This is a genomic window from Brevibacterium sp. CBA3109 (assembly GCF_040256645.1).
Classification (GTDB): Bacteria; Actinomycetota; Actinomycetes; order Actinomycetales; family Brevibacteriaceae; genus Brevibacterium; species Brevibacterium koreense.
The window spans coordinates 1,021,151-1,034,106 of the sequence record NZ_CP158281.1; the positions used below are offsets into that span (position 1 = coordinate 1,021,151).

General features: G+C 61.0%; 13 protein-coding genes and 1 tRNA gene. 13 read left to right on the forward strand and 1 reads right to left on the reverse strand.

Annotated features, from left to right (window positions below):
• Positions 1-118 precede the first annotated feature (118 nt).
• From AAFP32_RS04695 to AAFP32_RS04755, 13 genes are all read left to right on the forward strand, one after another.
• Positions 119-191, forward strand: a tRNA-Trp gene (locus AAFP32_RS04695).
• A 98-nt stretch (positions 192-289) separates the two neighbouring features.
• Positions 290-565, forward strand: a complete 276-nt coding sequence (gene secE / locus AAFP32_RS04700) for a preprotein translocase subunit SecE (RefSeq protein ID WP_009883598.1) — start codon at positions 290-292, stop codon at positions 563-565.
• A 95-nt stretch (positions 566-660) separates the two neighbouring features.
• Complete coding sequence (gene nusG, locus AAFP32_RS04705) at positions 661-1,611, forward strand: transcription termination/antitermination protein NusG (RefSeq protein ID WP_350270848.1); 951 nt, start codon at positions 661-663, stop codon at positions 1,609-1,611.
• Positions 1,612-1,816: 205 nt separating this feature from the next.
• The gene (gene rplK / locus AAFP32_RS04710; protein ID WP_101621138.1) at positions 1,817-2,254 is read left to right on the forward strand and encodes a 50S ribosomal protein L11; all 438 of its coding nucleotides are present in this window, start codon (positions 1,817-1,819) and stop codon (positions 2,252-2,254) included.
• A gap of 64 nt (positions 2,255-2,318) precedes the next feature.
• A complete protein-coding gene (gene rplA / locus AAFP32_RS04715) occupies positions 2,319-3,017 on the forward strand; it encodes a 50S ribosomal protein L1 (RefSeq protein ID WP_101621139.1) in 699 nt (232 codons plus the stop codon).
• Between the two features lie 179 nt (positions 3,018-3,196).
• The gene (locus AAFP32_RS04720; RefSeq protein ID WP_350270849.1) at positions 3,197-4,468 is read left to right on the forward strand and encodes a helix-turn-helix domain-containing protein; all 1,272 of its coding nucleotides are present in this window, start codon (positions 3,197-3,199) and stop codon (positions 4,466-4,468) included.
• A 146-nt stretch (positions 4,469-4,614) separates the two neighbouring features.
• Positions 4,615-6,138 carry an aldehyde dehydrogenase family protein gene (locus AAFP32_RS04725; protein WP_350270850.1) on the forward strand — a complete coding sequence of 508 codons (1,524 nt, stop codon included), beginning with the start codon at positions 4,615-4,617 and terminating at the stop codon, positions 6,136-6,138.
• An 88-nt stretch (positions 6,139-6,226) separates the two neighbouring features.
• Positions 6,227-7,246: an alcohol dehydrogenase AdhP gene (gene adhP, locus AAFP32_RS04730; RefSeq protein ID WP_101621148.1), complete on the forward strand. Its 1,020-nt coding sequence runs from the start codon at positions 6,227-6,229 to the stop codon at positions 7,244-7,246.
• A 354-nt stretch (positions 7,247-7,600) separates the two neighbouring features.
• A complete protein-coding gene (rplJ, locus tag AAFP32_RS04735; protein WP_101621142.1) occupies positions 7,601-8,134 on the forward strand; it encodes a 50S ribosomal protein L10 in 534 nt (177 codons plus the stop codon).
• Positions 8,135-8,191: 57 nt separating this feature from the next.
• Positions 8,192-8,572: a 50S ribosomal protein L7/L12 gene (gene rplL, locus AAFP32_RS04740; protein WP_101621143.1), complete on the forward strand. Its 381-nt coding sequence runs from the start codon at positions 8,192-8,194 to the stop codon at positions 8,570-8,572.
• 361 nt (positions 8,573-8,933) lie between these two features.
• Complete coding sequence (locus tag AAFP32_RS04745; RefSeq protein WP_350270851.1) at positions 8,934-9,977, forward strand: hypothetical protein; 1,044 nt, start codon at positions 8,934-8,936, stop codon at positions 9,975-9,977.
• On the forward strand, positions 9,974-10,777 hold the full coding sequence (locus tag AAFP32_RS04750; protein WP_350270852.1) for a hypothetical protein: 804 nt from the start codon (positions 9,974-9,976) through the stop codon (positions 10,775-10,777). The genes AAFP32_RS04745 and AAFP32_RS04750 overlap by 4 nt, the downstream gene beginning before the upstream one ends.
• A 2-nt stretch (positions 10,778-10,779) precedes the next feature.
• Positions 10,780-11,934, forward strand: coding sequence for a hypothetical protein (locus tag AAFP32_RS04755; protein ID WP_233430553.1), 1,155 nt, complete (start codon positions 10,780-10,782; stop codon positions 11,932-11,934).
• On the opposite strand, the gene AAFP32_RS04760 is transcribed toward AAFP32_RS04755, so the two are convergent.
• Positions 11,906-12,718, reverse strand: coding sequence for an MBL fold metallo-hydrolase (locus AAFP32_RS04760; protein ID WP_350270853.1), 813 nt, complete (start codon positions 12,716-12,718; stop codon positions 11,906-11,908). The two genes, AAFP32_RS04755 and AAFP32_RS04760, sit on opposite strands and share 29 nt — an antisense overlap.
• Positions 12,719-12,956: the final 238 nt, after the last annotated feature.

Genomic DNA, 12,956 nt, shown 5'->3' on the forward strand with positions numbered 1-12,956 from the left:
GAAGTCGAATGTCGTCAGGTGCCGGCGGTCGGTTCGACTAACGGCGGTCACAGACGGTATGCTCGTTTCTCGTGGTTGGACACGTCTCGAAGAACACGAATCGAGGGTGTCGAATCGAAGGGGTGTGGCGCAATTGGTAGCGCAACGGTCTCCAAAACCGTAGGTTGCAGGTTCGAGTCCTGTCACCCCTGCGCAGTTGATATCTGCTTGAGTCATATCGGCGAAACGCCGTCCTCGACGGGCTTGAACAATTGTGCTGTCCCAATGGAAACCGACCGAGTGAGGACGTGTGAGCGACACACCGGCAAAGAAGACTGGAGATACGCCCAAGGGCGCCAGTCGTAAGCAGCTCGGGTTCTTCGGACGAATCTTGCAGTTCTTCCGTGAGGTCATCGCGGAGCTGAAGAAGGTCGTCACCCCGACACGTAAGCAACTGGTCAATTACACTCTGGTTGTGCTGGGCTTCATCCTCTTCATGATGCTTCTCGTGGTGGTTCTCGACCTCGTGTTCGGCAAGCTCGTCGGATTCGTCTTCGGTGGAACACCGCTGTGGCCATTGTGGTGAATCACCCTCCAGCGGTGATCACTTGGACTTCAAGCACGTTGCAGACCCTTCACTCCCATATGGGAATCACTACACGCGAAGCGAGGAATTGATCGGTGTCGGATACCAGTTCACCTGAGCAGGAAACCCCTGAGACACAGAGCGCCACTCCAGAGGAGTCGAGCGTTGCACCAGTGGTGGAAGACGTGGAGAACGAAACCTCCGCTGTGAGCGCCGATGACGCCCCGGCCGAAGATGCTCCCGCTGACGAGGCATCCACCGCGGACGCAGTCTCTGACGAGACCGTCGCCGCCGACGCTGCCTCTGACGACGAGAATGCCGCAGCTGACTCCGATGAGGTCGCTTCAGACGACGGCGCGGTAGCCGATTCCGATGAAGCGACGGCCGATTCCGATGAAACGGATGAGGAGCAGGCAGAGGACGAGGTCGACCCGGCAGAAGAGTTCAAGTCGGAACTGCGTATGCAGGAGGGTGACTGGTACGTCATCCATTCCTACGCAGGCTACGAGAACCGCGTCAAGCAGAACCTTGAGAACCGTTCCATCAGCCTCAATCTCGAGGAGTTCATCTTCGAGTCCCAGGTGCCGATGGAAGACGTCGTTGAGATCAAGAACGGCCAGCGCAAGCAGGTTCGTCGCGTGCGCATTCCGGGCTACGTGCTCGTGCGCATGGAACTCACCGATGAGTCCTGGGGCGCGGTCCGCCACACCCCAGGCGTGACCGGATTCGTGGGCAATGCATACGACCCGACTCCTCTGTCCATCGACGAGGTCTTCACGATGCTCGCTCCGATCTTCGAAGAGCGCCAGGCCGAAGCGGCCGCCGCCGAAGGTGTGCAGGCTGAGCAGGCAGCGAAATCTGCACCTATCACCGAGGTGGAATACGAGGTCGGCGAGTCCGTGCTCGTCAAGGAGGGCTCCTTCGAAGGCCACCCCGCAACGATCCAGGAGATCCGTCCGGAATCTCAGAAGCTCACCGTGCTTCTGTCGATCTTCGAGCGTGACGTTCCTGTCGAGCTCAGCTTCGACCAGGTCTCCAAACTCTGAGTAAATTCTCAACGAACGTAAGGGCCCGGTGAATTCCGGGCCCTTACGCCATTCACGCCCAGTGACGCCTGTCACCGACATTTGCTCCAGGGTCTGCAGGCATGGAATACTGGTGTGGTTTGATCTCGGCTCTCATCGGAAGCCGTTGTCGAACGATGTGCCGTATTTCTCTGGCGCATCGAAACTTCAAGATTAAGGACCGTATATGCCTCCCAAGAAAAAGGTAGCCGGCCTCGTCAAGCTCCAGATTCAGGCAGGTGCCGCTAACCCGGCGCCTCCGATTGGTCCGGCGCTTGCCCAGCACGGCGTCAACATCATGGAATTCTGCAAGGCCTACAACGCCGCAACAGAGTCCCAGCGCGGGAACATCATTCCCGTTGAGATCACCGTGTTCGAAGACCGTTCGTTCACCTTCGTTCTCAAGACCCCACCGGCTGCAGAACTCATCAAGAAGGCTGCAGGCGTGAAGTCAGGTTCGGCTACTCCTCACACCGACAAGGTTGCTCACCTGAGCGCCGATCAGGTTCGCGACATCGCGAATGTGAAGATGCCCGACCTCAACGCCAATGACCTGGATCAGGCTGACCGCATCATCGCTGGCACTGCTCGCTCCATGGGCGTGACCACCGACATCGAGGTCTGAGACCAGACATTTCACTGTGGTAGGGCTCGCGCAGCCCGCACCACGACTGCAAGGAGAGAAGCAGATGGCAAAGCGTTCAAAGGCCTATGAGGCCGCGGCAGAGAAGATTGCCGCAGATGTGACATACGATCCGGCTCAGGCAATCGCCCTGGCCAAAGAGACCACGGTGGCAAAGTACGATGCCACCGTCGAGGTCGCCCTCCGCCTGGGTGTTGACCCACGTAAGGCGGACCAGATGGTGCGCGGCACCGTCAACCTTCCGCATGGTACCGGTAAGACCGCCCGGGTCCTGGTGTTCGCTGCCGGCGACCGTGCAGAAGCTGCCCGTGAAGCAGGTGCTGACTTTGTCGGTTCCGATGACCTGCTGGAGAAGGTGGCCGATGGCTTCACCGACTTCGACTCGGCTGTTGCCACCCCTGACATGATGGGCAAGGTCGGACGTCTGGGTAAGGTGCTGGGTCCTCGTGGCCTGATGCCGAACCCCAAGACCGGCACCGTGACCATGGATGTTGCTAAGGCCGTGACCGAGATCAAGGGCGGAAAGATCGAATTCCGCGTCGACAAGCACTCGAACCTGCACTTCATCATCGGGAAGGTCTCCTTCTCGGACGAAGCACTGCAGGAGAACTTCGATGCAGCCATCGAAGAGATCCTTCGTCTGAAGCCGAGCTCCTCGAAGGGCCGCTACATCTCGAAGGCAACCGTGACGACATCGAACGGTCCTGCCGTTCCGATCGACGGTTCATCGATGCGTGTGATCTGATCCCTTTGCGGGATTGAGCGCAGACAGCAGTTCTGGGCGGGAAGTGAGGCAATCACTTCCCGCCCTTTCTGTTGCCTGATAACCCGCATCCGGTCTTGCCCGGATGGGGTATCGCGGATAGATTGTGAGCACCGAAGACTACTGTGTGACAACCGCCGATGGGGGTGGAGAACTCCGCCATGCATTCGACTCCGCTGCTTCGCGACGACTATCAGCGCATTGTTCGTCGCGCCCATGACAATTTGGCGTCACTGACTGCACCGGACACCACAGGCCCCGGTGTCCGCCCCGCTGTCCTCGAATCCTGGAACCGATCCCTTGGCCGGCTTCGCGATCCGGCCGGAGTGCGTGTGCGCATGGCCTATGAGGCCGATCAGCTCGCTGAGGTGAGACGCCGGCATCCGTTCCACTCCATCATGGGTCTGCTGCGGTCACATCTGATCGAACCTGCCAAGGAGGCAGGGCTGCTGGTGGCGCTCGGCGATGAGCAGGGGCGTCTCCTGTGGGTCGAGGGCGAGCGCGCTGTTCGCATCCGCGCCGAGTCCATGGGCTTCGTCCCGGGCACTGACTGGTCGGAGGACGTGATGGGCACCTCTGCACCCGGTCTCGCGCTGCGCTCGGGCAGTGCCGTGCAGATCAGTCAGGCCGAACACTTCTCCGCCGAAGTGCACTCGTGGAGCTGCAGTGCAGTGCCTGTGACCCATCCGCTGACCGGTCAGGTTCTGGGCATCATCGATGTCACCGGCGGCGATGACGCAGTGTCGTCCATTGTCCTGCCGTTGCTGAATTCGACGGCGCAGGCTGCCGGTGCCGGGCTGTCCAAGCTCTACTCCCCGGACTCCGGTGGGCTGTTTCCTGTCGGCACTGGTCAAGGTGCTTACCTCGAAGTCACGGGAGTGCGTCCCCAGCTCTCCGGCTCGGACGGCACCCGGATCACGCTGTCGAGACGCCACGCTGAGATCATGCTGCTCCTGGCCGACAACCCCGACGGGATCAGCGGTGCAGGGCTCGCCGACAGGCTGTGGGCGTTCGGCGGAAGTGAAGTCACGGTCCGTGCGGAGATCGCGCGTCTGCGCAGAACCATCAACCACCTCGGCGATCTGCGCCTCGAAGCCCGGCCCTACCGTCTGCGGGGAGACATCGACAGTGACGTCGAACGCACGTACCGGGGCCTGGCCCAAGGTGACGTGGAGACTGCGTTCAACTTCTATCAGGGGCATGTGCTCCCCGATTCCGACGCCCCCGGAGTTCGGGAGATCGGTGCGCAGCTGCAGGCGCTGATTCGGGAAAGCCTCCTGCAGGACGGGACCTGGCAGCAGCTGTGGCGATATGCGGGGCTGGCCGAGGCTCGCGATGATTCGGAAGTGCTGATGGCGGTGCTGCGGCTGGCCCCGCCCGAAGCGCCGGAACGCAACGCAGCCGTGGTACGACTTGAGGCCCTCGGATACTGATTCAGATCCTCGGATACTGACTCCGTGGGGCTTAAGCAATCAGCTCGACTTGTGTGATGCAACCCACATGCAACGTTGGCCTGCGTACCGTGAAATGCAATCGGAGACACACATCCGATCGCCGCATACGCATCAAAGGAGTTGCAATGACTGTTTACGCTCAGCCTGGTCGAGACGGATCGCTCGTCACCTTCAAGCCACGGTACGAGAACTTCATCGGCGGAGGGTGGGTCGCTCCCGCCAATGGAAACTATTTCGAGAACCCGACACCCATCACGGGCAAGACGTTCTGCGAGGTGCCCGCCAGTACTGCTGAGGACATCGAACTCGCACTCGACGCCGCACACAAAGCGGCTCCCGCCTGGGGCAAGACCTCTGTCGCCGAGCGAGCGGTGATCTTGAACAAGATCGCTGATCGGATCGAGGAGAACCTCGAGATGATAGCGGTGGCCGAGACCTGGGACAACGGCAAGGCGGTCCGTGAATGCCTCAACGCCGACATTCCCCTGGCCATCGATCACTTCCGCTATTTCGCCGGGGCGATCCGGGCGCAGGAGGGCGGCCTGTCGCAGATCGATGACGACACGGTGGCCTATCATTTCCACGAGCCGCTCGGCGTGGTCGGCCAGATCATTCCCTGGAACTTCCCGATCCTCATGGGCGTGTGGAAGATCGCGCCGGCTCTGGCAGCAGGCAATGCCATCGTCCTCAAGCCTGCCGAACAGACTCCGGCCTCTATCCTCGTCCTCGTCGAACTCATTGCAGACCTACTGCCCGATGGTGTCCTCAACGTCGTCAACGGCTTCGGGCTCGAAGCGGGCAAGCCCCTGGCGTCGAACAAGCGAATTAGGAAGATCGCGTTCACCGGTGAGACGACCACAGGCCGTCTCATCATGCAGTACGCTTCCCAGAACATCATTCCGGTCACCCTCGAGCTCGGCGGCAAGTCCCCGAACATCTTCTTCGACGACGTCAACGCCAAGGATGACGCCTACTGGGACAAGGCTCAAGAGGGCTTCACCATGTTCGCGCTCAATCAGGGAGAAGTCTGCACCTGTCCGTCCCGTGCACTGGTCCAGGAATCGATCGCCGATCCCTTCCTCGACGCGGTGGCAGAACGGACGAAGAAGATCGTGCAGGGCAACCCTCTCGACACCGACACCATGATGGGTGCGCAGGCCTCGAACGACCAATTCGAGAAGATCATGTCCTACCTCGACATCGGAAAGCAGGAAGGCGCTGAGGTGCTCACTGGCGGAGCCCGGGCCGACCTCGGCGGGGACCTGTCCGGAGGCTATTACGTGCAGCCGACTATCTTCAAGGGCAACAATAGGATGCGGATCTTCCAGGAGGAGATCTTCGGCCCCGTCGTGTCGGTGGCCACCTTCAGCGACTACGACGACGCCATCTCCACGGCGAACGACACACTCTACGGACTGGGCGCCGGAGTCTGGTCGCGCAACGGCAACATCGCCTACCGCGCGGGCCGTGACATCCAGGCTGGACGCGTGTGGGTCAACAACTACCACGCCTACCCGGCGCATGCGGCCTTTGGCGGCTACAAGGCCTCCGGCATCGGGCGTGAGAACCACCTGATGATGCTCGACCACTACCAGCAGACGAAGAACCTGCTGGTCAGCTACTCGGAGAACGCTCAGGGCTTCTTCTGAGGCGCAGCTTCTTCCGAGCACACGCGGACGTTGTCAAGACGGCAGCGACGCAGACAGCACAGCCAACATCGTTACAAGGGAGTCAATGATGTCAGACATGAAAGCGGCAGTCGTCGAAGAGTTCGGCAAGGACCTCGTGGTCGGAGACAACGCAATACCCGAGCCGGGTCCGGGCCAGGCACTGGTCAAGGTCATCGCCTCAGGGGTGTGCCACACTGATCTGCACGCAGCCCACGGAGACTGGCCGGTCAAGCCCAAGATTCCCCTCATCCCCGGACATGAGGGAGTGGGAACCGTGGAGAAGGTCGGCCCTGGCGTCACCGATGTCACGGTCGGACAGATGATCGGAAACGCCTGGCTGTGGAGCGCCTGTGGAATATGCGAGCACTGCCGCCAGGGGTGGGAGACTCTGTGTGAGCAGCAGGTCAACGGCGGGTACGGCGTCGACGGATCGTTCGGTGAGTACATGCTCGTCGATACGAAGTTCGCCGCTATCATCCCGGAAGGCTCGGACCCCTACGAGATCGCCCCGGTGCTCTGCGCCGGAGTCACCGTGTACAAAGGGCTCAAGCGCACCGAGGTGAAGCCCGGGCAATGGGTTGTGATCTCCGGCATCGGCGGGCTCGGCCACATCGCTGTTCAGTATGCGGTGGCAATGGGGATGCGCGTCATCGCCGTCGACGTCGCCGACGACAAACTGGCCCTGGCGACGAAGCACGGCGCGGAGATCACGGTCAACGCCTTCGCAGCGGAACCGGCCGAGATCATCCAGGAGAAGGTCGGCGGCGCGCACGGCGTGCTTGTCACGGCGGTGCACCCGAAGGCATTCGGGCAGGCGATCTCAATGACCCGTCGAGGCGGCACCATCGTCTTCAACGGACTGCCGCCGGGAGACTTCCCCGCACCGATCTTCGACATCGTCCTCAAGGGACTCACGATCCGCGGTTCGATCGTCGGCACCCGCCAGGACATGGTTGAGGCGCTGGAGTTCTACGCCGCAGGGAAGATCCACCCGACGTTCAGTAAGCGACCGCTCGGCGACATCAACGCGATCTTGGATGAGATGATCCACGGCAAGATCGACGGCCGAGTCGTAATCGAATACTGAACCTCACCTGCTACCTGACGGCGGCCCTGATACCTCGCGCCAGGTATCTGGGCCGCCGTCAGGTAGTTCGGGCAGGAATGTGGCCAGCATCTCCGTCATCGATTGGACTTGACTCGAGCACCTTCGATAGACTTCAACTACCCAAGACCGTCGGTCTTTTCGGTATCAGCAGAATTCGCAATCGGATCCTGTTGCCCGGAGACGAAGACTCCAATGGAGTGACCTGCGCAGGTGAGCACGAGATTCTTCCGATGAGTTCCTATGATCTCATCATTCGAAGCGTTTCACGCATGCCTGCGTGGAGCGCTTTTTTGGTGTTGGGACGCGACCGGCGACTGTACGAAAGGAACTACCATGGCGAGGCCAGACAAGGCAGCCGCAGTAGAGGAGCTCAAACAGCAGTTTGAGAACTCCGATGCTGTGTTGCTGACCGAGTACCGCGGTCTCACCGTTGCGCAGATGCAGAATCTGCGCGTTTCACTCGGTGAGAACGTCAGCTACGCCGTGGTAAAGAATACGCTCACTGCTATTGCAGCCAAAGAAGCCGGAATCAACGATCTCGATGAGTTCCTCAGCGGACCCACCGCGATCGCATTCGTCAACGGTGAACCACCAGAGGCTGCAAAGGCATTGCGTAACTTTGCCAAGGCGAATTCTCAGCTCGTATTGAAGGGCGGCTACTGGGATGGTGCCGTCCTCAGTGCTGAGAATGTCAACAAACTCGCCGACCTCGAACCACGCGAAGTGCTGCTTGCAAAGGCAGCTGGTGCAATGAAGGCAAGCCTCCACCAGGCGGCTTACCTGTTCACCGCTCCGATGGTCAAGGCCGTGCGCACTGTCGACGCTCTCCGCGAGAAGCAGGACAACGCTCCTGCTTCAGACGCCTGAGCATCACCCTATAAATCCGGTCGCTCACAGTGACCACCAAAGGAAGGACTGGCCACCATGGCTAAGCTCACCCCCGAAGAGCTCATCGAAGGTTTCAAAGAGCTCACCCTGATCGAACTCTCGGACTTCGTCAAGAAGTTCGAAGAGGTCTTCGAAGTTGAAGCTGCTGCACCTGCTGCCGCAGTTGCCGCTGCTCCTGCTGCCGCTGAAGAAGCTGCTGAAGAGCAGACCGAATTCGACGTCATCCTCGAATCGGCCGGCGAGAAGAAGGTTCCTGTCATCAAGGAAGTTCGTGGGCTCACCTCCCTCGGACTGAAGGAAGCCAAGGACCTCGTCGACGGCGCACCTAAGGCCGTTCTCGAAGCCGTGTCCAAGGACGCAGCCGAGAAGGCCAAGGAAACACTCGAGGGCGCGGGCGCAACCGTCACCCTCAAGTGATTTCGCTGGCAGCGGTCTGACCGCTGCCGCATCGAAGAACCCCACAGCTGATGCTGTGGGGTTCTTCACGTTTGCAGGCAACGGCTCAGGCGCAGAAACGCCAGAGATGTTCCAAGACTGCAACCGACGAGATTTAGGGCATGAAGCGCTCGCATACTAATCTTGTCAGGTGACCAAGACAACCGATTCTCAGACGGCGCTGCTGGAGCATCTCCGCAGTCGTATCCGCGAGGGTTGGGACCACGATCCGCTCTTCATCGACCCGTCTGTCGAACCGTGACTGACACCGAGACAGAAGTCGTCCCTCACCCACGCCTCGGCGCAGGCGTCCACGTCGGACATTCCTCATTTCATTGCCATCGTGCCCGGCCTCTCGAACTCCGAGGCGGCCCAGGACGGCTGGGGTCGTTTCACCGCTGACTTCGCATATTCGATGTTCGAGAGCGCCAAGGCCGAACAGATCATCGTCATCTTCTCAGAAGCCGAATACTCGGCCTCAACCTTCGCCTACATCGTCGATGACAGCGGCCCGAGGGTTCCTCGAGTCTCAGATCAGCTGCAGCGCTCGAAGACCAATCGCTTCTTGCCCGTCGAACTTGCGGTGCCCTATCACCTGAACCTGCTCATCGCGACGGTGAAGGGAACCGAACCACCACCTCTGCCGGACTTCGACCCGAGGGCGGACGAGGATGACTACATTCAAGCAAACGGACTCGACTACGGTGATCCGGACGGCTTCGTCTTCAAGGCAACGGCTGCTGCGGCGATCGGACTCACCGCGTGGGTGCTCCTGCGACGCAACAGGTACGCCTGGCGGAATAATCTCACCCGAGGTCCGGAACTGGTGAGGAACCGCAGACTTCCTCAGGCGCTCGAGGCTGCACTCCGTGAACTGCCCGACCCTGCAGCCCCGGACGAGGAGATGTGGGCACTGCACGACCGTGGCCGACGCGTTCAGACAGCGATCACAGAGATCGTGGCAACACATCCCGACTGGGCCACCGATATCGATTTCTCGCATCGCCACGCGATCCTGGCTCTGACCGAGACTGATCGTTGGCTGCAGAAACACCTGCAGCGGACCCCCTCGGCGAAGGGAACGAAGACTCGGGACGAGGAGCCGCGCTTCTGCTTCTTCTTTCCGACACATACGGGGGCGATCTCCGGCTTCGCGTGGAGGCAGGGAACAGCTGTGCTGACGATCAACGTCTGTGTCGACTGCCGTGCAGACCTTAACGCCGGGCACGAATCCGAGTGCCTGATGGTGCCGAAGGCCCCTGGGGCGAAGAGGGTGAAAGCCGTTCCCTACTATCAACGTGATGACGCATACGCAGTATCGGGTTTCGGCAGCTTTGCGGATCTCGAAGACGCGATCGTGACGAAGATGGGCAGCGGTCGAGAATGAACACGTGGGTCAGAACGATCATCGCCGTCATCATCTTCGGCGCAGTTGCTGCAGGGTCGACCTCGGTCAGCATCTGGCGATTCAACGAGGCGAAGCAGGAGCGGATAGCAGTCGAAGAGAGTGACAAGATCTCCGTCGACTCGGTCTACGACGACCGCATCCGGAGTGGGCTCGACCCGAACTACGACCCCGCGACCTATCAGGATTTGGCGAAGGATCTGGAATCAGATCCGATCCATGTCGACGACTATCTGGCATTCGACGTTGATGACGAGGGACTTGAAGCCATCCGCGGCGAGCTCGAGGGGCTTGACGTCCCGATCTACGTGGCGTTCATCAACCACACCCAGCTCGATGACACAGATGCGAACTTGGACCTCAAGGCCGCCCGTATCGCGCATGAGCTCGACAGTGATGGGGCCACCGTCCTCGTCGTCAGCCCCTTCGGTCAGAGCATCGGGTCCAAGGAGGTCGAACGCGACATTCGGCAGCGTCCGGAACCGGGCCCCGACGATACGCTGACCACCACGGGCCTGGCCTGGGTCCAGGCGCTGAAGAACGCCCAGCCGCAGAAGCTGGAGGCGGCAGAGCCGCTGGTGGCCGAGGACAACTCCGATGACTCTCATGAACTCTCATATTCCCCGGTCTCAGCCATCTCCGGCGCCATCTTCGGACTCGTCGTCGGCGGGGTGATCGCGCTGATCGGAGTCGCAGGCTGGGGCTACTGGCGTCGGGAGCGTGAGGGACTCACCTCTGGTGCCAACACACGGTCCGTCAATCATCGGAACCGAAGGAAGTGAACGTGGACGCAACGCAGATCGCTGATTCTCTCAAGGCAGATCACTTCTACATCGACGAGTCCGCCGTGGGCACCCTCGATTCTCGCCTCGTCGACAAGGCCAAGTCGACCACACAAGGGTTGGACTTCGACGTCTATGTCATCGCCGTCGACGACAAGGTCCTCGACCTCGACCTGCTCCGGGAAGTGGCTGCCGACCACGGAGGCGAGGGCTCCTTCGTCCTGATCAGCGACACAACACAGCTCTACACCGAGGTGCAGATCGAGGATGATCATGATCTCGCGATGCAGGTGATGGAACAAAATGCCAACGCCCACGCCCAATGGAGCGTCCAGACGCCGTCGCTGTCGAAGCTGAATACGCTGCTCAAGTTCTACGCCCATCCGGAGGCAGTCAAGGAACCGGGCGAACCTGTCGCAGGGCAGGAGGTGCCCGGCAGTGACTTCGGCCAGGAGAGCAACTCAAGCAGCTTCGCACCGATGTTCCTCGGCGGAGCCGTCCTCGTGCTCGCGCTTGTCATCGCCGGAGTCTTCCTTGTCCGCACACTGAAGTCGAGAGCGGCCGAGAGCCGCAGGCACCACGAATTCCGACTGCCCCGCAAACTCCTGGACCGGGTCGACTCCCTGCAGCGGACATCGCTGCGCGACGACATCAACGCCGACACCTCCCGGATCGCCGGCGAAATCGATCGTCTGCAGACATCGAACCTCGACGCGGACAAGGCCGCCAAGGTGGAGAGAGCACTCGACGGCTACCAGATCGCTCGCAGCATCGTCGATGATAGGGACACCGAACGCATCGATCTCGCCGGTGCGATGGTTCTGCTGCGGCAGGCAGGACGTGAACTCGCCGAGGTGGAGTCGGGTAAAAAGGGGAAGCCGGGCACGCGCAACCGCAGCAAGCTCCCGCAGAGTCTGTGCACGATCAACCCCCTCCACGGAGAGGCACAGTCCACGACCCGTCTCGATGCTGACAGCTCAGGGGTGCGTGTGCCCGTCTGCGGCAGCTGTCAGAACGACCTGCAGGTCGGCAATCAGCTGCAGTGGATCTTCGACGGTGATACGCCCTACGCCGAAGGCGAGAGCATCTGGGCTCAGACCCTCTTCGGAGCCATTGGAGGCGACCTCGTCACCGCGCTGCATCGGCAGGGCCGATGAGTTGCTCCCGGGGGAAGCTGCGGTCATGGTCACCGGGCATCGTACGGGCGGGCAGAGCCACCTCGGCGTCGGCCTGATTCATCCGCAGACCATCGATATCGGCAAGCTGACGCTCCACGAATGCCCGGTCCACAGGCACACCGTGGCCGGGCACGAAGACTGTGGCCTCCGGGAATGACAGCAGGGTCTGCAGGCTGGTCACCCACTCGCTCAGTGAAGCATCGTTGCCTGCCTGCGGGGGATCGCCCTCTTCCACCAGGTCCCCGGTGAACACGATGCCCTGATCGACCAGGCGCACGACGAGGTCCGCTGTGGAGTGTCCGCCCAGCACATGGAATTCGACCCGACAGTTCCCCAGGTCGAGCATGGCCCCCGACTCAGGTCCATCGATGGGGGAGACCTTGACGATGAGGGCGTTGGGGTCCACAGGAAGCTCGGATGCGAACTCGGCGGTCTCGGGTGCATTGCGGACGGCGTCGAGTGCGATCCAGGCCGTCGCCTCCTGGTCCCGGGCGAATGATTCGGAGACGTGGAAGGTCTCGACGCCTGCCTCGGCCAGGGTGGCACTGCCGAAGAAGTGGTCCCAATGGTCGTGGGTGATGGCGGCATCAATGGGATTGTCTCGGCCCGTCACCTCGAGGCTCAGCTGCTGGGCCCTGCAGGCCAAGTGGTCCGCGGCGCTGGGCCCGGGGCCCGAGTCGACGATGAGGCTGCGGTGGGATCCGGTGATGATTCCGCAGTTGACCGCGGCCGGATTCTGACTGAGAACGCTGACATTGACCATGGATGCAGTCTAGAACGTCGGCTCATTTGGACTGCTCACATCTCATCCCGATCTCGCCGTGACGATGAGATCGAGGGCATCCTCGCCGAGGTGCTGCCGCCTTTACCAGGGTCGCACACTTTTACGACCGCGCTGAGGTGGCAGGGATGGCAATGTGGGCATGTGTCGGTCTGTGGAAAAAGCGTCTTGCATGACTTGACCGGTTGCTATAGACTTGATATTTGCGTTGATCTGCCTG

Coding starts and splice junctions, on each gene's coding strand:
- rplK (WP_101621138.1), top strand. CDS start 1,817: ATGCCTCCCAAGAAAAAGGTAGCCGGCCTCGTCAAGCTCCAGATTCAG.
- rplA (WP_101621139.1), top strand. CDS start 2,319: ATGGCAAAGCGTTCAAAGGCCTATGAGGCCGCGGCAGAGAAGATTGCC.
- AAFP32_RS04720 (WP_350270849.1), top strand. CDS start 3,197: ATGCATTCGACTCCGCTGCTTCGCGACGACTATCAGCGCATTGTTCGT.
- AAFP32_RS04725 (WP_350270850.1), top strand. CDS start 4,615: ATGACTGTTTACGCTCAGCCTGGTCGAGACGGATCGCTCGTCACCTTC.
- adhP (WP_101621148.1), top strand. CDS start 6,227: ATGTCAGACATGAAAGCGGCAGTCGTCGAAGAGTTCGGCAAGGACCTC.
- rplJ (WP_101621142.1), top strand. CDS start 7,601: ATGGCGAGGCCAGACAAGGCAGCCGCAGTAGAGGAGCTCAAACAGCAG.
- rplL (WP_101621143.1), top strand. CDS start 8,192: ATGGCTAAGCTCACCCCCGAAGAGCTCATCGAAGGTTTCAAAGAGCTC.
- AAFP32_RS04750 (WP_350270852.1), top strand. CDS start 9,974: ATGAACACGTGGGTCAGAACGATCATCGCCGTCATCATCTTCGGCGCA.
- AAFP32_RS04760 (WP_350270853.1), bottom strand. CDS start 12,718: ATGGTCAATGTCAGCGTTCTCAGTCAGAATCCGGCCGCGGTCAACTGC.